At 51.9% G+C, this 24,013-nt stretch carries 21 protein-coding genes and 1 pseudogene; 2 read left to right on the top strand and 20 right to left on the bottom strand.

Annotation, left to right across the window (positions count from 1 at the left end):
- Positions 1 to 21: 21 nt before the first annotated feature.
- From ACQ66Q_RS17500 to ACQ66Q_RS17470, 7 genes are all read right to left on the bottom strand, one after another.
- A complete protein-coding gene (locus ACQ66Q_RS17500) occupies positions 22 to 963 on the bottom strand; it encodes a hypothetical protein (protein ID WP_430457971.1) in 942 nt (313 codons plus the stop codon).
- Positions 964 to 1,069: 106 nt separating this feature from the next.
- Positions 1,070 to 1,438, bottom strand: a complete 369-nt coding sequence (locus tag ACQ66Q_RS17495; RefSeq protein WP_430457970.1) for a hypothetical protein — start codon at positions 1,436 to 1,438, stop codon at positions 1,070 to 1,072.
- An 88-nt stretch (positions 1,439 to 1,526) separates the two neighbouring features.
- Positions 1,527 to 1,946: a DUF3806 domain-containing protein gene (locus ACQ66Q_RS17490; RefSeq protein ID WP_430457969.1), complete on the bottom strand. Its 420-nt coding sequence runs from the start codon at positions 1,944 to 1,946 to the stop codon at positions 1,527 to 1,529.
- A 90-nt stretch (positions 1,947 to 2,036) separates the two neighbouring features.
- Positions 2,037 to 2,363 carry a hypothetical protein gene (locus ACQ66Q_RS17485; protein ID WP_430457967.1) on the bottom strand — a complete coding sequence of 109 codons (327 nt, stop codon included), beginning with the start codon at positions 2,361 to 2,363 and terminating at the stop codon, positions 2,037 to 2,039.
- Between the two features lie 102 nt (positions 2,364 to 2,465).
- The gene (locus tag ACQ66Q_RS17480) at positions 2,466 to 2,810 is read right to left on the bottom strand and encodes a DUF7079 family protein (RefSeq protein ID WP_430457968.1); all 345 of its coding nucleotides are present in this window, start codon (positions 2,808 to 2,810) and stop codon (positions 2,466 to 2,468) included.
- A 439-nt stretch (positions 2,811 to 3,249) separates the two neighbouring features.
- Positions 3,250 to 3,576, bottom strand: coding sequence for a hypothetical protein (locus ACQ66Q_RS17475; protein WP_430457967.1), 327 nt, complete (start codon positions 3,574 to 3,576; stop codon positions 3,250 to 3,252).
- A 93-nt stretch (positions 3,577 to 3,669) separates the two neighbouring features.
- On the bottom strand, positions 3,670 to 3,993 hold the full coding sequence (locus ACQ66Q_RS17470) for a hypothetical protein (RefSeq protein ID WP_430457966.1): 324 nt from the start codon (positions 3,991 to 3,993) through the stop codon (positions 3,670 to 3,672).
- Positions 3,994 to 4,235: 242 nt separating this feature from the next.
- On the opposite strand from ACQ66Q_RS17470, the pseudogene ACQ66Q_RS17465 reads away from it, so the two are divergent.
- Positions 4,236 to 5,309 (top strand): annotated as a pseudogene (locus ACQ66Q_RS17465) (integron integrase).
- A gap of 109 nt (positions 5,310 to 5,418) precedes the next feature.
- Here the strand turns inward: ACQ66Q_RS17465 and ACQ66Q_RS17460 are convergent.
- The 3 genes from ACQ66Q_RS17460 to ACQ66Q_RS17450 form a co-directional block, all read right to left on the bottom strand.
- Entirely contained in the window at positions 5,419 to 6,420 is a 1,002-nt protein-coding gene (locus ACQ66Q_RS17460) for a malonyl CoA-ACP transacylase (protein ID WP_430457965.1), read from the bottom strand.
- Positions 6,417 to 8,615, bottom strand: a complete 2,199-nt coding sequence (locus ACQ66Q_RS17455; RefSeq protein ID WP_430457964.1) for a thiamine pyrophosphate-dependent enzyme — start codon at positions 8,613 to 8,615, stop codon at positions 6,417 to 6,419. Before ACQ66Q_RS17455 ends, ACQ66Q_RS17460 begins: the two co-directional genes overlap by 4 nt.
- Positions 8,616 to 8,796: 181 nt before the next feature.
- Positions 8,797 to 9,972, bottom strand: coding sequence for an acyl-CoA dehydrogenase (locus ACQ66Q_RS17450; protein WP_430457963.1), 1,176 nt, complete (start codon positions 9,970 to 9,972; stop codon positions 8,797 to 8,799).
- Between the two features lie 139 nt (positions 9,973 to 10,111).
- Here ACQ66Q_RS17450 and ACQ66Q_RS17445 point away from each other — a divergent pair, with 139 nt between their 5' ends.
- Positions 10,112 to 10,945: a LysR family transcriptional regulator gene (locus tag ACQ66Q_RS17445; protein ID WP_430457962.1), complete on the top strand. Its 834-nt coding sequence runs from the start codon at positions 10,112 to 10,114 to the stop codon at positions 10,943 to 10,945.
- A gap of 31 nt (positions 10,946 to 10,976) precedes the next feature.
- Here the strand turns inward: ACQ66Q_RS17445 and ACQ66Q_RS17440 are convergent, their stop codons facing one another.
- From ACQ66Q_RS17440 to ACQ66Q_RS17395, 10 genes are all read right to left on the bottom strand, one after another.
- On the bottom strand, positions 10,977 to 11,837 hold the full coding sequence (locus ACQ66Q_RS17440) for a TIGR02285 family protein (RefSeq protein WP_430457961.1): 861 nt from the start codon (positions 11,835 to 11,837) through the stop codon (positions 10,977 to 10,979).
- A gap of 127 nt (positions 11,838 to 11,964) precedes the next feature.
- Entirely contained in the window at positions 11,965 to 12,714 is a 750-nt protein-coding gene (locus ACQ66Q_RS17435; RefSeq protein WP_430457960.1) for a hypothetical protein, read from the bottom strand.
- Between the two features lie 114 nt (positions 12,715 to 12,828).
- Entirely contained in the window at positions 12,829 to 13,629 is an 801-nt protein-coding gene (locus ACQ66Q_RS17430; RefSeq protein WP_430457959.1) for a c-type cytochrome, read from the bottom strand.
- A 120-nt stretch (positions 13,630 to 13,749) separates the two neighbouring features.
- Positions 13,750 to 14,604, bottom strand: a complete 855-nt coding sequence (locus ACQ66Q_RS17425) for a hypothetical protein (protein ID WP_430457958.1) — start codon at positions 14,602 to 14,604, stop codon at positions 13,750 to 13,752.
- Between the two features lie 88 nt (positions 14,605 to 14,692).
- Positions 14,693 to 15,775 carry a TMAO reductase system periplasmic protein TorT gene (gene torT / locus ACQ66Q_RS17420; protein WP_430457957.1) on the bottom strand — a complete coding sequence of 361 codons (1,083 nt, stop codon included), beginning with the start codon at positions 15,773 to 15,775 and terminating at the stop codon, positions 14,693 to 14,695.
- Between the two features lie 73 nt (positions 15,776 to 15,848).
- On the bottom strand, positions 15,849 to 16,841 hold the full coding sequence (locus tag ACQ66Q_RS17415; protein ID WP_430457956.1) for a family 43 glycosylhydrolase: 993 nt from the start codon (positions 16,839 to 16,841) through the stop codon (positions 15,849 to 15,851).
- Between the two features lies 1 nt (position 16,842).
- On the bottom strand, positions 16,843 to 18,105 hold the full coding sequence (gene pelA, locus ACQ66Q_RS17410) for a pectate lyase (RefSeq protein ID WP_430457955.1): 1,263 nt from the start codon (positions 18,103 to 18,105) through the stop codon (positions 16,843 to 16,845).
- Positions 18,105 to 21,173, bottom strand: a complete 3,069-nt coding sequence (locus ACQ66Q_RS17405) for a TonB-dependent receptor (protein WP_430457954.1) — start codon at positions 21,171 to 21,173, stop codon at positions 18,105 to 18,107. The genes pelA and ACQ66Q_RS17405 overlap by 1 nt, the downstream gene beginning before the upstream one ends.
- Positions 21,174 to 21,341: 168 nt before the next feature.
- The gene (locus ACQ66Q_RS17400; protein WP_430457953.1) at positions 21,342 to 22,964 is read right to left on the bottom strand and encodes an aldehyde dehydrogenase family protein; all 1,623 of its coding nucleotides are present in this window, start codon (positions 22,962 to 22,964) and stop codon (positions 21,342 to 21,344) included.
- 92 nt (positions 22,965 to 23,056) lie between these two features.
- A complete protein-coding gene (locus ACQ66Q_RS17395; RefSeq protein WP_430457952.1) occupies positions 23,057 to 24,010 on the bottom strand; it encodes a sugar kinase in 954 nt (317 codons plus the stop codon).
- Positions 24,011 to 24,013 lie beyond the last annotated feature (3 nt).

Here is a 24,013-nt window from a genome sequence, read left to right as displayed (position 1 = left end):
TTGTCCGACAGCAGCGCCTTGTTAACTGCAGAACTCAATTCTAGAGCCTCTGGCTGTACTGTATTTAAAATCATTAAGTGTGTCGCATATAACGGAACTTTCAAAGAGACTAAATGCTTCATTTGTTCTCCCTTTAGTTCCAAGACCAAGTACAAGCCGCTGCAGCACTGGTAAACTATTATTTAGCTCAGAAAACAATACAGGTTCGATATTCGAATTAATTACAGCCAATTCGTTAATTGAGCTGCCTCTAATACCTGAAAAAGAGACAAGTCCATTCATGGTATCCATAACCAAGTTCTTAAGATGCTTTAGATTAGAAACGTCTGGAATGGATGTAACTTGCTTTAGAGTACTTAAATGCAAACTCTCAAGAGATGTCAGATTTTCCACGGCACTTAGATCGTGTAATTTCTTTACCCAGAGTATTTCTAGGCTTGTTAAGTTAGATAATCCTTTAATAGTATTTATGTCTTCAAATGTGCCGAAGCCCAAATATAAGCTTTCTAAATTACTCAGGTTGGCAACATGCTCTAATTCCTTTTCTTGATACCCCGTAAGTCTTAGGTTTCTAAGGCTAGTTAGCGTAGCTATAGAATCGATATCTTTCTTATTTTTGACCAAACTCAGATAATTTAGCTTATTCAGATCTGATAGAGTCTTTAAAGATACAGTTTTTTTATTAAGCTCTCCCAGACTCAAAAACTCTATTTCGTTTACATGCTCAGCAATAGCATCAATATTTGTTAGCCCGGGAAGAAAAATCTCTAAAGCTCTAATGCCCGAATAGTGTTTAAGGAAATCTAAACTGTAATCGTTACCCGCAGACCATGTAGGACCAAAAGCACCACCAAAGTATGATAGAGATATACCATCGATTTTTCGTTGGCGTATTTCATCTGCGATAGATGAATGTTCTTCATCGCTCAAATTGTCGGATATCTTTTTTAGTTTTACGCGCATAATCTCAATTCTAGGTAGCAGTTAACTACCAAATTTAGCGCGGGAAAACGCGCATGCGTTTTGCCGTCGCAGCCCATGCGCAGCGTGGGCGATTAATATTTGCTTGTTAGGGCTGTGCAGCAAACTGCCATTTATCTCTATTTGCATAGAACACCCAATTTAAATTCGAAGAAACAATATACACAAACAAAATTGCCGTCGTTTCCTGAAACTCTTTGAAATTAATCCAATTTAAAACAAATGACTGTTCTAAACGATTACTTATTCCTGTCGATTTGTTAACCCGTTCAAACGTTTCGAAAGCAAAAACCATTTGCCCGACAAATGGATTAAAGCAAAGGTTAAATTCATCTTCTGTAAGCCAACCATGAGAAACGGAAATCATTGAACCGACCAATTGCCAATCCGGATTAACAGGTAGCAAATCTAAATCTTGTTCCGTGTTAACGATCTTCGTTAAACAAGAAAAATCCATGTGCCGCCCCCGTAAGCCCTAACTACCGCCACACAGGCGAGCAACTTGTTGCGAGTCCAGCGCCGCAGGCGCGGTGTGCTGGCGTTTGTTATGCTTGCTTTTCCAATGCACTTCTTATTGCCTTTTGAAATCCGCCAAACATTTCATAAATGTCAATTTCTACATCGTCTTCAATTCGTTTTGAAACTGCGGTTCTAGGAAAAACTAATGTGCTTGTGCTAAGGAAACGTAGAGCTGGATCACGTCCAAACTCGTCATCAACTGCCACCCAACTCAATTCTTTCATTTGTTGCACTAGCGCGTCACCGAAACAAATTCCCAGAGCTTGAAGCTTGAACGTTTCTTCTTTTGAAACCCATCTATTGTCAAGAATGGTTTGGATTAGCTCTAGCTTGAACGAGAGCTCTTCATATTGCTTGGGATCATCAAAATGACCAAAGAGCCAACTTCTATATTCTGCAAGTAGTTCAAGGTCATTCTCATTCAGGGGTTCAATGTTGTCGCTCACTAAATTTATTCCTCTGCATAACGACCAAAGCAGCGGCGCGCGATAGCGCGTCCAGCCCGCAGGGCGAGGCTGCCTTTGCTTGTTATGTGCTTACTTTGCATAGCCTTTTAGTACCTTGCGTAACGCCGAAAATGACTGGGAAACCCGACCAGTAAGCTGATTTAATAGCTTATTATCCGCATCTGGATCGTTGGTTGGATGGCCATTACCAGCAGAAATATACAGATCGTATAAACCACCCATACCAGCTTTAAAAATACTTTGTTCTAAATTAACTGCGCCCTGAATATTACCAGCCAACAACTCTTGCTCAATGCTGCGGTAGCGTTCTGACCATTTTGGCATTTCCATTCTTGCCATGAAATCTGCGAGATCTCTCACTGCGATCGTGGCTTCATTTACTTTTTCTTGGTCCATAACTCGAAGCCTGATTACACATAACGACCCGCTAAACGGCGAGCGTTAGCGAGTCCGGTGGAGGCCACGTTTTTCGTGGCCGGAACGAATTTAAGCGGCTTGTTAGGCATTTGTACTTTCATACGCTTCAGTAACCCGCTGCCAGCAAAGTTTTATTTCTTGAATGATTGTGGCGTTGCCGTGTATCGAGTTTGGACGAACTTTCGCTGGTAGATTTTGAAGCAACCAGGAATCCGGCCAGCCTTCCCAAACACCCGCAACATTCCTAAGATTTCCTTCCAGAACTGGGTAAACCTCATACCAAAGAATATCTTCGGCTTCTGATAAAGTGAGCCCGCATTCGGAAACAGTACGAGCAATATATGCGAATACGTGGTCTTCTATTTCAGTATCCAAAAATATGTCGGACAGTGCTCGCCAAATTTTTAGTCTATCTTCGGTGCTCATACTGATGCTGCCTAACGCTGAGCGCACGCGCGGAAAACTGCATCGCAGTTGACGTCGCTGCGGCCGCAGGCCGCAAGTGCCGCGACTTGTTAGCCGAAAGCCCGAACAAGGGCCACGCTAAAACCATAACAACGCCGCTCGTGCGAATTTAAAAACTTACCCCGCGAACAGCTGACTTTTGCTGCTTGGCTGCCATAAAGCGCTGAGCGGGACCTGCAAACAATTGGTGAACAACAAACTGCCAGAAGGGAAACGAAGAACGCAATTTCCGTTTGCACTTTACCCAAGCAACGAACTGCCCGAACAAAGCCACCTCCCTATTGTTGGTTGCACAACCAGCCAAAAACTATAAAACCCGATTAACGGCTAACGACCAAAGCAGCGGCGCGCGATAGCGCGTCCAGCCCGCAGGGCGAGGCTGCCTTTGCTTGTTATGTGCTTACTTTGCATAGCCTTTTAGTACCTTGCGTAACGCCGAAAATGACTGGGAAACCCGACCAGTAAGCTGATTTAATAGCTTATTATCCGCATCTGGATCGTTGGTTGGATGGCCATTACCAGCAGAAATATACAGATCGTATAAACCACCCATACCAGCTTTAAAAATACTTTGTTCTAAATTAACTGCGCCCTGAATATTACCAGCCAACAACTCTTGCTCAATGCTGCGGTAGCGTTCTGACCATTTTGGCATTTCCATTCTTGCCATGAAATCTGCGAGATCTCTCACTGCGATCGTGGCTTCATTTACTTTTTCTTGGTCCATAACTCGAAGCCTGATTACACATAACTACCAAAGCAGCGGCGCGCGTTAGCGCGTCCAGCCCGCAGGGCGATGCTGCCTTTGCTTGTTATGTGTTTACTTGATTGCATAGTTTTTATATTTAACAACAAACTCTTTTGCAGCTTCCAATGTTTCAGGGTATGGCACTGTTTCAATTGAATTTTCTTCTATGCAAATTTTCTGAAACCGAAACCCATGCTCTAATAGAAACGCTATTTTTTGCCACTGTTTTAAATTATTTTTTTTAGGCGCTTTAAAGTGCCGCCCCAAATTATGTGCGACTCCACCACACTCAGGACATTTAAGTTCTTTCGGCTTTTCTTCCGCTAGATTGAACTCTCGTTTGAATGACTTTCTACAACTTAAACATGCAAATGCCATGTTGTATGGTGTAGGCACGTGCTGTCCCCTTTTCACATAACATATTAATCAACGGCAAAACGCACGCTTTAAACCCTGCGCTGTGCATTTGATCTTTTTTAACATCAGTTAACACTACCGAAAAAAGCTACAGATCTCAATCTCTTCGTCGCTGTTGCACGCTTTGCGAAAAGCGAAAGCGTGCAAGGTGCCTTTGATCTAACTTGAAACATTAAATTTACATTCTACAGTTAGATTTTTGCGCTGCAGAGGGAACTGCGATGGCCTCGTCATTTTTACAACAAGTTGCGGACTATATGCGTACCCGGCGTTATGCCAAGCGCACTATTGAGACTTACCAGCACTGGATTCGGTTTTATATTCTGTTCCACAAAAAGCAGCATCCTTCGCAACTCGGCAATACCGAGGTGGAACAGTTTTTAACCTGGTTGGCGGTAGAGCGGCATGTAGCGTTTAAAACTCAAAGCTCGGCACTGAATGCGCTGGTGTTTTTATATCGTGAATTCTTGCAGCAACCTCTCTCGTTACAACTCAACTTTAATACGGCGAAAACACCGCCCAAATTGCCAGTGGTACTCACCCGCGCTGAAGTCGGCGCACTATTACGTTGGATCGATCCCAAATATAAATTGGTGGCTCAGCTGCTGTACGGCAGCGGTTTGCGTTTGATGGAAGCGGTGCGGCTGCGCGTTAAAGATATCGACTTTGACTATTTGTCGGTGATGGTGTGGCAAGGTAAAGGCAATAAAAATCGACGCGTCACGCTGGCCAGTGAATTAGTCCCAGCTTTACAACAACAAATCATCCTTGCCGAACGCTTGCTCGATGCCGACTTGCAAAAACCGGTCTATGGTGGTGTTTGGTTGCCTTATGCGCTGGCCCTTAAAAATCCGGCAGCCCCGATGCAATTGGGTTGGCACTACTTGTTTCCCTCCAATCAACTCAGTCGGGACCCGGAGTCAAAGCTTATCCGTCGTCACCATCTGGATGAAACTTGTGTGCGCAAAGCGATAAAGTTTGCCGCCTTTCAGGCTAAGATCGGCAAAAACGTCACTTGCCACACGCTGCGTCATAGTTTAGAAACTACATCCCTGTAGTTTCCCCTACGGGCCAGCCTGCGGCTGTTCAAATTCATTCCCGATGAATTTGTCGCCACCCACTTGCTGGAATCCGGCGCCGATATCCGCACCGTGCAGGAACAGCTCGGTCATAGCGATGTAAAAACCACGCAGATTTATACCCATGTATTAAGCCGGGGCGGTAACGCAGTCAAAAGCCCGTTGAGTTTGTTGTTGCATGGTGGGGATGGGGTTCGGTTTGATTTGGATGGGTAGGCGAGAGGTTTTACCGGCGTGCGTTGCTCCGTCAATGCACTTGTGACGTACGGCGGCGCTTCGCTTGCGCGTACCTACGGTCAGCTCAAGACCGCAGGTACACACCCCACTACAACTGCAGCAAAAACGGCGAAGCGCTCTCTTGCAGTGCAACAAAGTCGGCTTTGCTGCTCAGGCCATGCCAGTTGATTTCAATCAGGCTTTGCGCCACGGCGCCGCCAAGTGCAGTGCCGGGGCCGAGCAGAATCAGCTGGTCCGGCGCGAATTCGCGCACCGCCACTTGCACTGCGGTTTTAAAGTCGTAATCGCTGCTGACCTGGCTTTGGAAGGTGTAATAGCGCAGCAGCTCCGGGTTTACCGGTAAATCTGGCCAGATGTGACCTTGCCCGTCAATCAGCGGCAATTTCGGCTGGTTAAAATACTCAGCAGAAAACCGCGCTAATGCTTGATCAGAAGCATCCTGCATCAGCGGGCTATGAAAGGCGCTGTGGCCGGCCAGTTGCATCGGGAAGCGCTCATCCACTGGCGGTAATTGCGCTAAGGCCTGCTTCACCGCCGGCGTGGTGCCGGACAGCACCGCATAACCGCCATACTGAATCGAGCGGTACATGCCAGGGATTTTCAGCGCCGCCGCCACTGCAGCTAAGCGCGTTGCATCCGGTTGCCAATGTTCGTTTAGTACCGGGTAAATCAGCTGGCCACCGGTATCGCCGTTGATGCCTTTGCAGTTGGCGGTTAAGCCCGCCATCGCCGACATGATCTCAGTGCCGCTGTCGACATCCCACACACCGGCACAGCTCAGCGCCGTGTACCAGCCCATCGAATTGCCGGTGACGGCCACCACTTCATACTCGTCCGGGTTGATGGCGTTAAACTGGCAGAGGCCGGCGGCATAAATCAGCGCGGCGTTATTGACCGGTAGCTGATGGCGCGCGGGCAGGTATTTGACGGCGCTGTCGAGCGCAGACACGGTTTCCAGCCCAAGCTGCGCCCGCACCCGGTCGATTTGATTTAATAACGTGCTGTCGTAAAACGGCTTTAAACAACCAAATTCATTTTTCTGATAAGTGCCCCGGCCCGGGCAAATCACTACCGCAGTTTTTTTGCTCATTTTTCTGCTCCATGCAACTTTAACGCTGCCTCAACAATGGCGCCTTTTGACGGCAACACGTGATAAGCCGCGGCACCAAGCGGGATAAAACTGTCTTCGGCGCAAAGCCGGCTGATGTGATAGCGGTTTGGCTGCAACTCGTGTAGCGCAGTAAACAACTCCTCGCTGAGGCTGCCGCGTTTGCGGCATTCGTCAACAATCAGCACTTTGCGGCAATCGCCAATCGCAGCAGCGATTTTGTCAGCATGCAGCGGCACTAAATAGCGGATATCCAGCACGCGGGCGCGAATGCCCTGTGCCGCCAGTTCCTGTTGTGCCTGGCGCGACAGATAAAAGCCGTTGGCGTAGCTGACTATTACGAGATCTGTCACACCTGAATCATCCGCTTCCACCACAGCAGGCGTGCCAAATTCTGGCAACGCCGCATCGGGCGCTGGCAATTCAAAGGTCCAGCCGTTATCGCCGGGTGCATGTAAATCGCGCGTCATATAAAGCGCAATCGGCTCTAAAAACACGACTAAGCGGTTGTCGCGATACGCCAGTTCCACGGCCTGACGCAGCAATAACGCAGCGTCTGCACCATTCGACGGGCAGATCAGCAGCAAGCCCGGAATGTCGCGGAATACGGCAAAGCTGTTGTCATTGTGGAAATGCCCGCCAAAACCGCGCTGATAAGCCAGGCCGGCGATACGCACCACCATCGGGTTTTGATACTGGCCGTTGGAGAAAAACGGCAGCGTTGCCGCTTCGCCGCGGATTTGGTCTTCGGCGTTATGCACATAAGCCAGGAACTGAATTTCCGGCAGCGCCAGTAAGCCCTGCTGCGCTGCACCAATACCGAGGCCCAAAATACTTTGCTCGTCGAGCAGCGTATTGATTACGCGGTTCGGGCCATATTGCTGCACCAGCTGCTGCGTCACGCCATAGACGCCGCCTTTTTTACCGACGTCCTCGCCCATCATCACGGCGGTTGGGTAGCGGGCAAAAATTTCATGCAGCGTCCAGTTAATCAGTTTCGCCATATGCTGCGGCTTGCCGAGGTTGTGTTTGTCAAACCCAAGCGCGATGCTTCGGTCCGCCAGCGGCAAAGCCGGTTTACCGCTCGGTGGCGGCACTATGGATTTCATCACCGCAGCCGCGTCTTGCAGTTTTGGCCTTTGCGTCGCTTCCTGCGCGACCCGGGCAATTTGTTGGTCCAGATGTTCAATCTGCGCCGCCAACTGCTCAGCAGTTTCAACACCGCGGCTTAGCAGCAGCGCGGTGGCATACAGCAGCGGGTCTTGCTCCAGCTCGCCTTCGATTTGTTCTTTTTTCCGATACGCCACTTCGGCATCGGCACCGGCATGGCCAAACAGCCGGTAGGTTTTTAAGTGCAGCAGCGCCGGTTTGCGTTTACTCCGGACAAACTCGACCGCCGCCTGCGCCGCGCTATACACGTCGCCCAAATCGCGCGAATCGGCCGTGAAGGTTTGCATATGCGGCGACAAACTATGCGCTATCCAGCCGCACGGCGTCGGTGTGGAAATACCTAAGCCATTGTCTTCACACAAAAATAGCACCGGCACCGGCACGTGCTGATAATCGGCCCAGCAGGCGGCATTGATTGCACCTTGCGCGGTGGAATGGTTGGCCGAGGCGTCACCAAAACTACAAACCGCAATAGCGCCATGTGGCCAGTTACCGTCGATGCCCAAACGTTCGGATAAATCGATGGCAAAACCGGTGGCGACGGCTTTAGGCAGATGCGAGGCAATGGTCGAGGTTTGTGGCGGTACGCAGAGTGGCAAACTGCCTAACACCTTATGGCGGCCGCCGGAGATCGGGTCGTCGCTCGATGCGGCGAAACTCAGCAGCATGTCATACAGCGGCGTGCTGCCGTTTAATTGCTTGCTGCGCTCGACAAAAAAGGCACCGCTGCGATAGTGCAAAAACGCCGGATCGGTGCGGTTTAACACATGCGCCACCACCGCATTGGCTTCGTGGCCGCTACTGCCGATGGTGTAAAAACTCTGGCCTTTGGCCTGCAGCAGGCGGGAGCGTAAATCCAGCAGCCGGCTTTGCAGCATCGACTGAAAAATTTGCGCCAGTATTGGGGTTGGCAGGTTGTCGGCGTTGGTGACAGGGCTGGGTAAGCGGCCGTCACGCACGCGTTGCAGGTAGCTGACTGCCCAGGGATGGAATTCTTGTTGGCTCATCGGAAGTCCTTGGTTTTATTGTTTTATTTGCCAAAGCTATCACTGGGAGCCGAGTCCGGAGCAAAGCGGTGGCGGGTTTGCTTTTACAAATCCCGCACCGCTCTATAGTCGCCTTATCTTCATTGAGATTTGCCAAACCGCGTTTTGACAGCTCACCAGTCTTTCTACAAATCAAAAAAGATCAGAAAAACGCCTGCAACCCGGTAATAGCACGCCCCAAAATCAGTGCGTGGACGTCGTGCGTGCCTTCGTAGGTGTTGACTGCTTCGAGGTTCATCACGTGGCGGATGACATGGTATTCATCGGCGATGCCGTTGCCGCCGTGCATATCGCGAGCGATGCGTGCGATTTCCAGCGCTTTGCCACAGGAATTGCGCTTAATCAGGCTGATGGTTTCGACCGGCAATTGGCCGGCGTCCATCAAGCGGCCGGCTTGTAAACAGCCGAGTAAACCGAGGTTGATATCGGTTTGCATATCGGCCAGTTTTTTCTGAATGAGCTGGGTTTGTGCCAAAGGCCTGCCAAATTGTTGCCGGTCCAGCGTGTATTGGCGCGCGGCGTGGAAACAGAATTCGGCAGCGCCGAGTGCGCCCCAGGCGATGCCGTAGCGCGCTTTGTTCAGACAACCAAAGGGGCCGGATAAGCCACTGGCGTTCGGCAGTAACTGCTCTTCGGGTACAAAAACTTCGTCCATGACGATTTCGCCGGTGATGGACGCCCGTAACGAGAATTTGCCTTCAATTTTCGGTGCGCTTAAGCCTTTCCAGCCTTTTTCTAAGATAAACCCACGGATCACACCGTCTAACTTGGCCCATACCACAAACACATCGGCTATCGGGCTATTGGTGATCCACATCTTCGCGCCGGAGAGCACATAACCGCCGTCGACCTTTTTCGCTGTGGTTCGCATGCTGGCTGGGTCTGAACCGGCGTCCGGTTCGGTTAAACCAAAGCAGCCAATCCACTCGCCGGTGGCAAGCTTGGGTAAATATTTCATCCGCTGTGCTTCACTGCCGTAGGCGTGAATAGGATGCATCACCAAACTTGATTGCACCGACATCGCGCTGCGATAGCCGCTGTCGACCCGCTCTACTTCGCGCGCGACCAAGCCATAACTGACGTAGTTGACACCGGCACAACCGTATTTTTCCGGTAGCGTGGCGCCTAATAAACCAAGCTCCCCCAGTTCGCGCATGATCTCAACATCAAAGTGTTCATGGCGGTTGGCCAGCAGCACCCGGCTCATCAGGCGGTCCTGACAATAATCATGGGCGGCTTGCTGGATCATGCGTTCTTCGTCGGTTAACAAGGCCTGGAAAGAAAACGGGTCTTGCCAGTTAAATGCGGTTTTGCTCATCAGAAAGGCTCCGGTACGGGCGTTGGGCCGATATTTTCAGCCGCGCTATTTGGTCACGCTAAGATGTTGATTGCCATCTTATTGATGGCGGGTATAAAGTTAAATCATATAGAAACTGTCACACCTATAGGAATTCCCTATGGACACACGTCAGCTGGCTTATTTTGTCGCGGTTTATGAGCAGCGTAGCATCAGTGCGGCGGCGCGCCAGCTCGATATCGCCCAGCCGTCGGTGTCCAGTGCGCTGCAGCAGCTCGAACAGCAACTCGGCACCTTGTTGTTTATACGTCTGCCCAAGGGCGTTCAGCCCACTGAAGACGCCGAACGGCTTTATGTGCAGGCTTGTCAGCTGCTCAGTCAAATGCAGGCACTGCAGGCTTCTTTTAACAAACCAGCGAAACGGCTATTGTTTCGCTTGGGGCTGGTCAAAGCGCTGGGGGTGGAGCGGATGAGCCAGCTGTTAAAAGAATTTAACAGCCAGCTGCCGGGGCTGGAGCTGCACTTGGTCGAGCCCGACGAGCCATGCGATGCGCGCATTATCAATATTCGTCAGCTTAAAGCCGGCGAGTTGTATCAACCGCTTTGGACCGACTCTTATTTGCTGGCGTTACCGGCGCAGCATCCTTTGTGCACGCAGCCGGAGATTCAGCTGACTGATTTTAAGAAACTGCCGCTAATTAAACGCACGCCATGTGAAGCATGGGACCAGGTCGCGCTCGCGCTCAGCAAAGCCAATATCAAACCGCAAATTCGCGCCAATATTCATACCATTGAATACGCTATCGCGCTGGTTGGTGCCGGCATCGGCTGCGCGCTGCTGCCGGATTTTGAAATGCAGAAGTTCCGCCCCGACTTACAATACCGCGCCATTCAGGGCCCGGCATTAACCCGCGAACTGGTATTGGCGTTTGATAAAAACCAGCAGCATCAAAGTGCGGTGAAACTGTTATGTGAGATTGCGGCCCGCGCTTGATTGCCGATGGCTTGCTGCTGAGCGCACTATATTAGCGCCCGCGCGGATTGCTGATCGGCGCGACTTGCGTAATGTTGCTGAACATTGGTGATTGCGCCATATAGTTTTTGATCAAATGGCGCGATTCAGGCGTCAGCCAATCCAGCAAGGCAGCCCGATATTGCGGGTCGAACCTGAGTTGTTGTAACGCCGCATTCACGGCTTTGATTTGCGCCTTCGCCTGCTCGCTGATGCTGCAGGCGACATACACTTCAGTCACCGCCGGCAAGCCCTGCAATGGCAGTGCCCTTAATTTCAGCCCATCAGAGGTCTGCGCCAGATAATGCATTCGATCCGCATACTCGAGCACATAGTCAGCGCGGTTGGCTTTGAGCATCTGCACCAGATTGGTTTCAGTGGCCGACACCTGTACAAACTCAGTTAAATGCTCAGCAATTGGCGACGGATAAGTGCGGTGTTCTTCGACCATACCGCGCCAGGATTGACCAAACAGCCAGGTCAGGTCGACGGCGCGACGTTGTTGAATTTGCTGCCACATCGGATGGTCGGCACGGGCGACTAATTGCAGGTTTGGGATCACTGCAACGGGCTCGGAGAATTGCAAAAAGGTCTGACGTTGTGGTGTTTTCAGCAGGCCAAACAGGCAATGCGATTTTTCTTGTTGCATCATTTGCTGGCGCATCGTCAGTGTCGATACATGCAATTGATGTTGATATTGCGGCAACGCCAACATCAGCCGGTGCAGCATCACATCGTATGCGCCCTGCCCTTGTTGCGGTCCCTGCAGGATATTCACCGGCGGCCAATCCCGGATAAACCAGTCCATGGTGTCAGCCAGGGCGCTTTGCAGACAAACAAAACTCCCGAACAACCAAACACCAAACCTGAACATAACAACCTCTGTTATTTCGCATGCCTTTGAGTATTTATCATACAGGGAATCCTGTATCGATAAAGTCCGACTTTGGCCGATGTATTGCGTCAACTCAGCGCCGAGCCAGAAGTAACACAACGCACATTTATGGTCTAGGACTGTTTAATTGCTCCATCAGCGTGTCCAGAAAACTGCTGAAAGGTTTTGTTTCCACCTGCCCTGTTTTTTTATTAATCCAAAACTCTTCTCGGTTGCGGTGAACATATTGGATCACACTTTGTTTGTCCTTCACTTTACGCAAGATCGCCACGTTATAGAAACGCGCTTTTTGTAATATCGGCAGGTAAAGCGTTTCAACATTTCGCCAGACAAAGATCCGGTTTGGCTCTGACAAGCCTGAGTCCTGAATATTCTGTCTGACATGCTCTCGCATGTTCAGTACACCCTGCTCAAACTTGTCAACTCTATTGTAGAGCCGTTCCAACCGTGCAATTTCTTCGCGATAAAGTGTTGTATCCTGCATAGCGGCCAGCATTTGTTCCAGAGTCTCCCAACGCGGATTTAATTCGTCCAGCAATTCCCCTTGTTGTGCATAGACCTCAGTGATCACTTCCGTCATTAATGTTGCAGCCGTATTGAGTTCAACATACTCATGTTGCCTGGCCAGCGTAATGTGTTTATCCGCCAACTGGTGTAACGACAATAGCGCTTTGTGATGTACAAGCCCAACTTCCTCAATATTTGCGGGCTCTTGTTGCCCGACCAATTCGGCCCAAGCATATAAGCCATTAAAATACTCTGATATCGCTTGTTGCTCCTGCGCCTTTTTCGGATCCTCACAGGCACTAACAGTAATCACGAGCAAAAGAAACAAAACTGTTTTCAGGAACGGCATTGAACTGAATCTCAATAATTAAATTAACCATTAATATGCAATTTTTTCATATCAAATGAAAAGTCTTTTCTCCTGCTAAACCCTTGAGCCGAAAGTAACATCTCCAATGCCCGTTCAGCGTACCAGCTTCTGTTGTTTCATTTGTTGCAGATATGCCAATATGGCATCGATATCGGCATCACTGAAGTGACTGAACGCCGGCATTTTTGACTGATAGCGATAAGATTCCGGCTTACGGATAAAAGCTTTTAGATCATGCAGTTGCCAGTACTCTGTCACATTTTTCGGTGCATTGAGTTCCGGGCCTAACACGCCGCCCTGCAAATTGATCGAATGGCATTTCAGGCAGTGCTGTTTAAACAAGGCAAAACCCTGCTGCACCTGAGCGGACGCGGTGCTGGCCGGGATCACCTGAGCATATCGGTCACTAAAGCGGATCAACTCGATTTTCACCAGCTGATAGGGCCAGGCATATTGTTCCGCCGCTTTACCGGCGCCGGGCCAAACCAGATAAAACGGCGCCGGGGATAACATGCCTTTGCCTTGCTGTAACAACGTAAAACCAAAATCCGCCTTATCCGCTTCAGCAAACACCAGCATTGGCTGCTGCTTGGATAATAACTGTGCCGATAAAGTCGGCGCGTAGCCGTCACTGGCAGTCAACACCAGCGTGTCATCGCCATTCAGTGGCGGAAAACCAGCGCTGGCCAATAACTGTTTAAAGTCGAAACCCCGATAGGCTTTAGGTTGATTGTAGGATGGGTCATCCAGACTGACCTGCTGCACGGCTAACTGTTGTTTTAACTGCGCCAGCGTCCACGCTTTGCTGTGCCCGCTATGGACCAGTGTCAGCACTGGCTCGGCTGCCAGCGCCCAAGTGCAGCACAACAGCAACAATATACCCGCAAATTTCATCGTGAAATCCTGATAGTTCCGTTGTTGTTATTAAGCGGGCGCGCCGGCATCAGGTCAAGCCCCGTCGTTTTTTCCGAAAGTGGCAAGCCGTTCGTCTTTTGCGTGATCCTGTGTAGCGGCTTATTGCGCCACAGCTTGACTGCTGCGGGTTGCAGGCGTTTGGAACAGCGGATCCCGGGCAATCTGCGCTTGTAATTCCTGCCGCGACAAATCGCGTAATTGGTGCAGCCAGGCTTGTTGATAAGCGGGGCTACGCCGCAACTGCTGCAACGCGATATTGATAGCGGCGATATGTTCAGCTGCCTGCGCTGATTTCTGGCACGCAACATAGACCGGCACCACCGGTGCTTCGCCTGCGACTCGGGCATAACGTAATGACAAGGTTGGATGATGACTTGCCAGCCAGTGTATCCGGTCCGGATATTCCACCACATAATCCGCCCGACCCGCTTTTAACATCGCGACCAGATCGGTAGAGCTATCGGAGACTTGTAATAACTTGCCGGTGAATTGCTGAATATGTGCCGGGTATAGTCTTTTATATTCAACCATACCGGTCCAGGGTTGCTGTAACAGCGTCGATAATTCAATAGCGGCGCCGGTATTATTGGCCTGCCACAACGGATGATCGGCCAACGCCACTAAACGCAGGGCGGGTGAATAAAAGGCGATGTCTGAAAACAGCATTTTTTCCTGCCGCTCTTTCGATTTCAGCACACCAAATAAACAATGCGGTACGTCTTGCTGCATCAGCTGTTGACGTTTAATCAGCGTGGCAAAAAACTGACGGTGTTGATACTGCGGTAAAGCAGCTACGAGTTGCCCTAACATCAGGTCATAAGACCCCTGCCCGGCATCGGGGCCTTGTTGCATATTAAACGGCGGCCAGTCCCGCACATACCAGTCGATTGCCATCGTTTGACCGGCATATAACCACATTAGCAACACAACCAAACCACTTTTGAACGTCGTCATCCCTGTACCCACGTTACTTTATCAGGAACTAATATATCGAAAGTGTGCAGCGAAACAAGGATAATTTCGTCAATCCTGAACGCTTCTTTCAGGGGCGTCCCCCCGTCTCTTTATGCAGTAATTCCCGCCGGATAATCCACTGCTCATCCGGCGGTAACAACTGCTGCAAATTGTACTGCGACAAATTGTCCGGTGTCAGGATTTGGATCCGGGGACCGATGTGTTTTGGCACCCGTTGTTGTTGCAACAGCCGGATCGCCAGATCAACCGCGATCCGCGCCTGCAACACCGGTGAATCTGTCGCTGCTGCCGCGATCCGGCCTTCCCGTAACAAGTCTACGACATCAGGATTGCTGTAATAAGCCACCAGCTGCGGCACTGAGCCTTTCGCTCTGGCCTGTAGTTGCGCCAGCGCACGGATCGCCACCGCATTGGCCAATACCCAGTCTAACTGCGGCTGCTGCTCGATGAGTGCGCGCGCCAGACTGGTTTGATGAAAAGCATCAGGTGGGCCATAGCCGCCGGGAAACCACTGCAACTTATGCTGCTGTTTCAGTTGCTGCACTGCGGACTCTGCGTCCTGTACCCAGCCGGCGCCACGCGGTCCGGGCAACCAGCCAATCCGGCTGCCACTGCCGTTGTGCTTGAGGATAAACTGCAATGACAGTCGCGCCATCTCGGCAAACGACACGGCCGAATGCGCACTGACATCAGGGCTATCAATGCCGTTAATCAGATCGATGACTGGCTTGCCTTCGTCAGCCAGTTGTTTGATTTCTGCGTTGAGCCCGGTCGCATGAATAGCGGCAATGATGTAGGCATCTGCTTGTTTTTGCCGGCATTGCTGCAGTTGCTGCAGCTGCTTCCAGCCAAATTCATAGCCGCCGGCTTCATAAATTCCCAACTCAACGCCGCTGGCCGCGGCTTGCTCAGACAGACCCCAGGCCACGCCCCACCAATAATGATCTTTGCCATGCGGCAACAATGCACAGACGCGCCATTGTTTGGCGGCTTTAGCCACCGGTTGGTAGTCCTTCGGCTGGCCATCAGCAATGACTTTGGCCGGCCATAACGCTTGCGCTGACACAGGAGATAAGACAAACATCAATAAAATCAAACCAGCAGTCCGCCAATGGCGCACTGCGGTCAACGCAAGAATTGATGGCAGCATCCGGTACTTTCCACAGAGTCCTTTTGCCTCAGCATAGCCAAAACAACCCGGCTTTTCTGCCGGGCCGCTGAATTTAGTTGGATTTTGCCTCTGCAGTCTGGCGGCTGGTGCTGCTAATCTGGCTGCGCTGCACCGACCGGATGCTGCCGTCGGCAGCAAATGTCAGCACTTCAGCCGCGATATGGCGCTGTTTGCGTTCGCAGCCCGGGGTTTCCAGCCAGCGGTGATAAAACAGCAGCCATTGCCCCTGATACTGCACGATGGAGTGATGATTATTCTGCTCACCATCGCGCGGCATAAAAATCCCGCGATACAACCAGGGCCCGGTTGGTGACGTTGCCGTGTAATAGGCCAGGTCGCGGTTCTGCTCCGGCATGGTGAAGTAGTACAGGCCGTTGCGCTTAAATACCCAAGGCCCTTCCATTTTCGGTTCAAAACCGCCCATATCCATTTTGATAAAGTCACCGGCCACTGCGGTCAGGTCGTCATTGAGTTTTACCACATAATAATCAAAGTCTTTGCCGTGGAAATACAGCCAGGGCGTGCCGTCATCGTCAATAAACAGCGCTGGATCATTGGCATATGGCGTGCGCCACAGCGGGCCACCAATCGCGTCTTTAAACGGGCCTTGTGGTTTATCACTGACTGCCACGCCAATGCCCATCCACTTGGTGCTTTTGCTTGGGTCTTGCCGGTTTTTCACGCCGGTACCGGCTGGGAAAATTAAATAATATTTGCCATTGCGATAGGCGGCATCAGGCGCCCAGGCGTAGTCATCGGCCCAGCTCAGCTGGTCAACCGCTAAGGCCACGCCGTGTGAGGTCCAGCTTTCCAGATCTTTAGTGGAAAACACCAGCCAGTCTTTCATATGAAAATCCTGCTGGCATTCCTGATCATGCGAGGTATACAGCCATAACTGACCGTCCGGCCAGACATGCGCCGAAGGATCGGCAGTGCGCACGCCAGCGCCTAGCGGTAGCGGATTAACGGCCGGCGGCTGCGGCATCGCGACTGCCAGCAACGGCAGTGCGAGACAGGCGATGAAGCCTGATAAATACAGCTTCATCTTATTTGCCCCCAATCTGTCCACACTGTGCGGCCAGTTCCGGCTTTTTCCGCCAGGCTTTCAGCACGCCTTTGGCATTGGTTTGATACCAGCCATAGCCTTGCTGGCGTTCCAGTGACAGCTGATTCACGTCGCTGTACACCTGGCCGTCACGGTCAAAAAACACTGGTTGTTGCTGCGGCAGGCTGTAAAACCGCGCCCAGATCTGCGCACCTTTTTTCTCGACCAGCTTTGACCCGGTGTCATGCCGTTGCCAGACTTTGTCGCGGATCTGATGCTGTTGCAGCCAGGCAATACCGCTGCATAGCGCCGGCAAAACCCCCGGACTGCTCGGCTTTTGCTCCCGTGCTTTATCCAGGGCTTTATCCAGCAGCAACTGCAACACGGCAGCGCTTTCGCTGCTGACCAGACTGATTTGTTCGAACTTGCGCGCCGCCACCGGTGCGCCAGTCAGCGGATGATGCTGCGCCGTCCAGACGGTGCGTTTGCCATCGACCACTACCTGCGCGGACACCAACCAGGCTACGCCTTTGGCAAAACCCGCCTGTGCGCTGGCGCGCAAATCAGCTGCCAGCCATTGATAATCAGGCTGATTGGCGAGATCCCACAGCAGGTTCAGCAAGTCCGTCATCACGTTGTCGTTTAGCGTGACCGCATCGTGGTAACCGCCGCGTAGCGGGTAAGACTGTGGAAAGCCGCCGTTTGGATATTGCGCCCGCAGCACAAATTGCACGGCCTGCGTCAGCGCGGTGCGGATTTTGGCCTGCTCCACGGCTGATGCCTGCAGATAATAAGCCGCCAACCAGCGCATTTGTGTGCTGGTGGCGCCATTGTCAAAGGTCGGAATATAGGCCGGCTCAGACCCCGCCAGCTGGCCGGGCTTGCGCACTTGCTGCATATCGGTGCGTTTGCTCCAGCCGCCCAGCACGGTCTGATAGCTCAGTACCGCGTTTAACGCTGCCGGGTTATCGATGCCATTGAGGCCAAAGTTTTTTGCCTTCAGGGCCGGTAATGGCGCCGTCAGTTTTGCTGCCGCCAATTCGGTCTGTAGCTGTTGCTGCAACCTGGTCGCATCGGCCGCAGACTGTTGCTGATAGGCCTGCCAGTCTGCTGACATCGCACCCGGCTGTTGCCACAGATCCGTCTCGCCGGCAGAGGCGGTAAGCGCCTCTGCCGCATCTGCCCCTGGCAACAGTCCGGGTAGCAACAACAACCCAGCGATCAGCATCGCCAGATCCGTGGCTCCCGGAACTGCTTTAACCATCAGAAATTCCCCCGGATCCCAACCAGATACTGCCGGCCGGTTAACAGATATTCCACTGGTCTGGACGTATACACATCGCTCCATTGCTCAGTCGCCGCATTGGTTAAGTTAATGGCTTCAAAGCTCACTGACAGGTTGTCGTTGATTTTGTAGCGCGACGAAAGATTCAGCTGACCTTTGTCTTCATAACCACGGCCCCAGTTACCTTCGTCTTTGTATTTATCCAGATACTCTTTGATGTAACGTTCACGGAAGTTATACGACAGCCGCGCACTGAAATCATTGTGCTCGTAGTACAGCGTCCAGTTGTAGTTCAGTCGCGATGTTTCTTCCGCCAGTAAACTGATCACGGTTTTGCTCATCGGATCGGCAATGTCGCGGTCATAATCAATCCAGGTCAGGTTCGACGTCACACCAAAGCGGTTCCATGGCTCTGGCAGGAAGCTAAACGGCTGTTGATAAATCAGTTCCACACCACGCACGCCTTCGGCTGGCGTATTGAGCAGCTGCGTCACATCCCAGGTGACAGTGGCCGGGTCGCGCGCGCCCAAGTCGATACCGAGGTTTTTCAACTGGTCGGCATCTAACACTTCCTGCCGTGAACCTTTACTAAGGCCGGTGATGTCTTTGTAAAACACCGACAGCGCCAGTAAAGCCTCATCGTCAAAATACCATTCTAATGCCAGGTCGACCTGATCGGATTCATAAGGCCGCAGCGTTGGGCCGGCGCCCATTTCAATAGTCGCGGTCGGGTCTTTGTCGTCCGGCGTGTTTACTTTAATCGCCGAGGCCAAATCAGCAATGGCTGGCCGGGTAATAGCCCGCGATAAACTCAAACGACCGACCAGTGTTTCGCTGAGGTCATAGGCCAGGTTTAAACTTGGCAGGAAATCTTTGCCATTACTTTCGGTGTAACGCCAGTCATGACCTGAAGCAAAAGCTGCACCAGCGCCACGGCCAGCGGTATAACCGTCGGCGTAAATATGGTCCAGATTCACAATGCCGGAGGTATTGCTGTTATCGAGATAACGGCCACCAATATTGCCGCGCAGTTCGCGCCCGCCCAGTTCATAACGGAAATCAAGCTGGACAAAAGCGCCTGTCACTTTCTCTTCGATGTCATAGGTCGCGTTGTAACGCTGCTTGGCTTCGAAAAAGCTTTCACCGGAAAACGCCGCCATCACTTTTTGGTAGTCGGTGGTCAGCCAGCTGCCTGCAGTTAACGTGGAATTGCCTGGCACGTCAGCTGCTTTACCAAAATGCTGTCCAGCCGCATCGAGTGAAATACCATACAAGCTACCTGCGATGCGTGCGGCCGGTAAACCCAGCACCAGTGACTCAGCCGCGTCACCGCTGGTTTTGTTGGTGGTGGTATTCAGCACTTTCCAGGCATTGTCATATTGCGCGTTGTAGGTGGTAAATTCGCGCTGATTCAGACCCCACTTCAGCGTCAGTTCGTCATTCAGCTCATATTTGAAATTGACGCTAAAATTGGTGTTTTCGCTGTTAATTTGCTGGTTTCTGTTGCGAACCAGGCCTACTTTGTATAAATCTGGATTTTGCATCAGCGCCTGTAATTCGGCCTGTGTATAAGTTTTGCCAAATGCTTGCCCCGGCGCAAAAGCAAAAGCCGGCATATCCATATTCATCGTGCCGCTACCAAACCCGGTGCCTTTGGTCCCAATCAGGCTGACAGGGTCGATGCTGCTGTCATAGCTATAAGCAAAGGTAGAGTTATTCGCATCGAGCGCAAATGTGCGCTGATACGGGATGTCCAAATCAGATTTGCCGATCCCGGCAAGGAAAGTCATCTGCAAAGCATCGCTGATCTGCCAGTCACCGGAGAAAGTGGCCTGATTAAAATCTGAAGTCGACACGTCCTGCCGCGCTTCGGAGCGGATCGGCACGCCGGATAAAGTGCCGGCAACAACAGTGTTATTAGCGTCTGTGACCAGGTTTTCGGCAAAAATTTTGGTTTTGCTCGAGACGTTGCCGCGCAGCAACGCAGAGTACTGGAACTCGTCCATGGTGCTGTCGAGCTTGGCGTGTAACAGGTCAAAGTTCAGCAACAGATTGTCGTGTGGTCGATATTGCGCCGCCGCCGTTAAGCCCAGCCGGTCTTGCTGCTTGTTGAAAATCGAATAACGCGGAATGCGTGGGATCCACAAGCCTTCCATATTGGCGTTGGTGTAAACGCCTTTTGGATCTAACTGCGTGACCGGCGCGGCAGTCAGTTTGTTGGCGGCGTTGCCGGTTTTCCATGACGGATTGTTCACGCTCCAGCGCACTGTGGTGGCGCCTTCACTTTGCACCAAACCTTCCGAGTAGGCGGCGGATAACAACACCCCAAAAGTATTGTCCCAGTTTTTGCTGAACATCAGTGAGGCGCGCGGCGTGACTTCGGACGCCACATCGTTGTAGCGCGCGTTCAGGTTGTAGGCGAACTTGTCGTCCTGATACTGAAATGGTCGGGCAGTTTGCAGGTTGACGTTGCCGGAAATGCCGCCGTCTTCAAGCTCGGCAGCGGCGGTTTTGTTCACATCAATCTGGGTGAATAACTCTGAGGCAAACACGTTAAAATCAAAGGCCCGGCTTTTATTGGCGCCGCCCGACGCATCGGTGGCAGCACCGGCCGACGCCGACTCCATGCCATTGATCGTGGTTTTGACAAAAGTGGCACCAAGACCACGCAAGCTGATTTGGCGGCCTTCACCGGCATCTTGCTCAATCGCGATGCCCGGCACGCGCGCTAAGCTGTCGGCGATATTTAAGTCCGGAAACTTGCCTAAGTCTTCGGCCAGAATGGTTTCTTTGCTACCGACTGCTTCGCGTTTGGCCGCTAAAGCGACGTTTAAGCTACCGCGAAAGCCCGAGACTTCAATCACTTCAATCTCTTCGGCCTTGGCTTTGCTGCTGGCTGTTTTGGCAGTTGTGTCGGCGGCAGGCTCTGCTGCCGTTTGTTGTGCCAGAGCAGGCGCAGCGATCAGACCAAGCCCCAGCCAGATCGCATGGCTGAGTGCCTGACATATGAATTGTGGTTTTCCCGTTGTATTTTTATGTTGTGTCATACCCTGTCGTCCTTTCTTGTTGATTTATATTATTTTTTCTTTCTACTTCCTGCGAATGCCCACAGCCGTGCGACAGGCAACTGCACGGGTGTGATGCTTACTTTTCTGCAATTTTTTATGCTTTACCGGCGCTCGCCACCGGTGGCAAATTTAAGAAAATAAACAAACTTAAAACAAAAAGTCCGTGGCCAGAAACGCTGAATCGCGTTGCTGCACCATATCGCGCACTAAGTTGATGCCGGCTTCATTGCCTTTGGTCGCCACCAGCGTTGGGATCGAAAACTGGTGTAAAGCGTCCTGCACTGACAAAGTCCCTTCCGCCGAATCTTTACGACCGGTAAAAGGAAAACTGTCGGGGCTGCGCTGACACTGGCTGTTGATATTGATCCGGCCAACCTGATTGGCAAAGATGTCGACTAATGGGCCAATTGCGCGGCCATCGGTGCCGAAAATACTTAATTGCTGGCCAAAGTTGCTGTGAATGACATAATCAATCACTTCGCTGATATCGTCATAAGGCACTACCGGCACCAAAGGCCCGAATTGCTCTTCTTGATACAGCCGCATCTGTGGCGACACCGGATACAACAAAGCCGGACGCATCAAACTGCCGGCAAAGTCGCCGCCACCACTATTGACCACTTGCGCACCATGATCGCGGGCATCCGCAATCAGCGCCGCCATCGCATCGGTTTTGCCTGGCTCCGGCAACGGCGTGATTTGCGCGCCAGCCTGCCACGGCATCGCCAGCTTCAATGCGTCAATTTGCGCCGCCAGCAGCGGTAACAACGCAGCAGCCTGTGCCCGTGGCACAAAGATAATTTTCAGCGCGGTACAACGCTGGCCATTAAAGGCTAAGGCACCGGCGATGACTTCTTTAGCGGTGGCAGGAAGGTCGGCACAAGGCAGCACAATGGCCGGGTTTTTCGCATCAAGGCCGAGCACCGCTTTGAGCCGGTGCGGCTTCGGATGCAGCCGTTTTAAATCGCTGGCGCCTTTGTTGGTGCCGATAAATGCCAGCACATCGACTTTGCCACTTTGCATCAGCGCACCGACCGTTTCGCGGCCACGACCATAAATCACGTTAATGACACCGGCCGGGAAACTAGCGCGAAAGGCTTCCAGCAAGGGTTCAATCAACAGCACGCCGTATTTCGCCGGTTTAAATACCACAGTGTTGCCCATCATCAGCGCCGGGATCAGCGTGGTGAAAGTTTCATTCAGCGGATAGTTAAACGGCCCCATACAGAGCGCGACACCGAGTGGCACGCGGCGGATTTTGCCGAGCACACCCTGCTCGGTGATAAAATGGCTGTCGGCACGGTCTTGCTGTTTCAGCGCCTGAATAGTGTCGCGAATATAGTCGCAGGTGCGGTCAAATTCTTTTGCCGCATCGGCAGCATTTTTACCAATCTCCCACATCAGCAGACGCACCACGTCAGCGCGTTTTTCTGCCATCGCCGCAAGGAATTGTTCGACGTGACGAATGCGCTGCAACAAAGGCATTGTCGGCCATTCACCACGACCCAAATCATAGGCCCTTACCGCCGCATCGAGCGCCGTCAGCGCTGCTGCGCTATCCAGCAAAGGCGTTGCACCGAGGCGCACCGGCGCGATTTGGCCGGTGGCATCATCACGGATCTGTACCGGACTGAATACTTCCGCCAGTTCGCCGGACCAATGACACAATTCACCATCAATCAGATAGTGACGCTGCGCCAGATAAACCGGCGCCGGGAATTCAGCCGCGACTTGCGCGGCAGTGGGAAACAACAAAGCTAACTCAGACATACACAGTTCCTTTTTAAAGAGTAAATCGTACTGTGTCCGTGGTTGCAGAAAACTGGCGGCGTTTGACGCAGCTCTTGTTTTAACTCAGCGCATTACAAACTGTAATGCGCTTTAAAAGCGCGGAAATTATCCATGCTGACGATAGCGCCGGTATGCTCAACAACAAAGGCTGCCAGCGCCGCTGCCAGTTGTGCTGCCGCTTGTGGAGATTGTCCAGCCAGACGCGCCGCCAGATAACCGCCATTAAAGGAATCGCCGGCTGCCGTGGTATCCACTACTTTTTTCACCGTCACCGCTGGCATGACAAACCGTTCACCGCCGGCAAACACCACTGCGCCTTCTTTGCCGTTTTTCACCACAATTTCTGCAGTGCCGAGCGCTTTTAACTGCGTGATCACATCGTCGCAGCTTTGCGCGTTAAACAGCACTTTGTGGTCATCCAGGCCCGGCAGCGCGATGTCTGACAGCGCATAAGCCCGGCAGAATGCATCGCGGCATTGCTGCACGCTTTGCCACAGCACCGGACGGTAGTTCGGGTCAAAACCAATTTTGACGCCGGCTGCTTTTAATTCGGCGATCAGGGTAAACAAATCTTCCCGATCAGCGTCCGATAAAATCGCCAGGCTAATGCCGGAGAAATAGAACCAGTCCGCGCTGGTCAGCGGCGAGCTGTCCTGCCGCGCGCGGAACAGCTGCAGCGTCTGTTTGGCGGCCGAACTATCTCGCCAGTACACGAAGCTGCGCTCGCCAAAGGCGTCGGTGTTAATCATGTAAAGGCCAGGGCGCGCAGTTTTGCTGCGCAGCAACAGGCTGCTACCGAGTTTTTCTGCTTCGACGGCAGCAAGCAGCTTGTCGCTGATGAGATCGGTGCCAATGGCCGAGAAAAAGTCGACCTGCAGCGCCGGATTGACCCGTTTGAGGTAAACGGCGGTGTTAAACACATCGCCGGCAAAATTCTGGTGATAGACGTTTTCGACCAGCTGATACAGCTCGACCATGCATTCGCCGAAAATCACCACGCGCGGGTTTATCTGGGTTGTGGCCATGAG

The sequence above is a fragment of the Rheinheimera sp. genome (assembly GCF_965283995.1).
Taxonomy (GTDB): Bacteria; Pseudomonadota; Gammaproteobacteria; order Enterobacterales; family Alteromonadaceae; genus Pararheinheimera.
The sequence above is the reverse complement of the archived record's forward strand: the minus strand, read 5'-3'. Positions and strand labels throughout refer to the sequence as shown.

What these genes read in the sequence shown, in the direction of transcription:
- ACQ66Q_RS17455 (WP_430457964.1), bottom strand. Translation starts at nt 8,615, where the DNA reads ATGAGCCAACAAGAATTCCATCCCTGGGCAGTCAGCTACCTGCAACGC.
- ACQ66Q_RS17495 (WP_430457970.1), bottom strand. Translation starts at nt 1,438, where the DNA reads ATGGATTTTTCTTGTTTAACGAAGATCGTTAACACGGAACAAGATTTA.
- ACQ66Q_RS17405 (WP_430457954.1), bottom strand. Translation starts at nt 21,173, where the DNA reads ATGACACAACATAAAAATACAACGGGAAAACCACAATTCATATGTCAG.
- ACQ66Q_RS17435 (WP_430457960.1), bottom strand. Translation starts at nt 12,714, where the DNA reads ATGCCGTTCCTGAAAACAGTTTTGTTTCTTTTGCTCGTGATTACTGTT.
- ACQ66Q_RS17500 (WP_430457971.1), bottom strand. Translation starts at nt 963, where the DNA reads ATGCGCGTAAAACTAAAAAAGATATCCGACAATTTGAGCGATGAAGAA.
- ACQ66Q_RS17475 (WP_430457967.1), bottom strand. Translation starts at nt 3,576, where the DNA reads ATGGACCAAGAAAAAGTAAATGAAGCCACGATCGCAGTGAGAGATCTC.
- ACQ66Q_RS17395 (WP_430457952.1), bottom strand. Translation starts at nt 24,010, where the DNA reads ATGGCCACAACCCAGATAAACCCGCGCGTGGTGATTTTCGGCGAATGC.
- ACQ66Q_RS17425 (WP_430457958.1), bottom strand. Translation starts at nt 14,604, where the DNA reads ATGACGACGTTCAAAAGTGGTTTGGTTGTGTTGCTAATGTGGTTATAT.
- ACQ66Q_RS17450 (WP_430457963.1), bottom strand. Translation starts at nt 9,972, where the DNA reads ATGAGCAAAACCGCATTTAACTGGCAAGACCCGTTTTCTTTCCAGGCC.
- ACQ66Q_RS17400 (WP_430457953.1), bottom strand. Translation starts at nt 22,964, where the DNA reads ATGTCTGAGTTAGCTTTGTTGTTTCCCACTGCCGCGCAAGTCGCGGCT.
- ACQ66Q_RS17485 (WP_430457967.1), bottom strand. Translation starts at nt 2,363, where the DNA reads ATGGACCAAGAAAAAGTAAATGAAGCCACGATCGCAGTGAGAGATCTC.
- ACQ66Q_RS17445 (WP_430457962.1), top strand. Translation starts at nt 10,112, where the DNA reads ATGGACACACGTCAGCTGGCTTATTTTGTCGCGGTTTATGAGCAGCGT.
- ACQ66Q_RS17415 (WP_430457956.1), bottom strand. Translation starts at nt 16,841, where the DNA reads ATGAAGCTGTATTTATCAGGCTTCATCGCCTGTCTCGCACTGCCGTTG.
- ACQ66Q_RS17460 (WP_430457965.1), bottom strand. Translation starts at nt 6,420, where the DNA reads ATGAGCAAAAAAACTGCGGTAGTGATTTGCCCGGGCCGGGGCACTTAT.
- ACQ66Q_RS17430 (WP_430457959.1), bottom strand. Translation starts at nt 13,629, where the DNA reads ATGAAATTTGCGGGTATATTGTTGCTGTTGTGCTGCACTTGGGCGCTG.
- torT (WP_430457957.1), bottom strand. Translation starts at nt 15,775, where the DNA reads ATGCTGCCATCAATTCTTGCGTTGACCGCAGTGCGCCATTGGCGGACT.
- ACQ66Q_RS17480 (WP_430457968.1), bottom strand. Translation starts at nt 2,810, where the DNA reads ATGAGCACCGAAGATAGACTAAAAATTTGGCGAGCACTGTCCGACATA.
- pelA (WP_430457955.1), bottom strand. Translation starts at nt 18,105, where the DNA reads ATGGTTAAAGCAGTTCCGGGAGCCACGGATCTGGCGATGCTGATCGCT.
- ACQ66Q_RS17440 (WP_430457961.1), bottom strand. Translation starts at nt 11,837, where the DNA reads ATGTTCAGGTTTGGTGTTTGGTTGTTCGGGAGTTTTGTTTGTCTGCAA.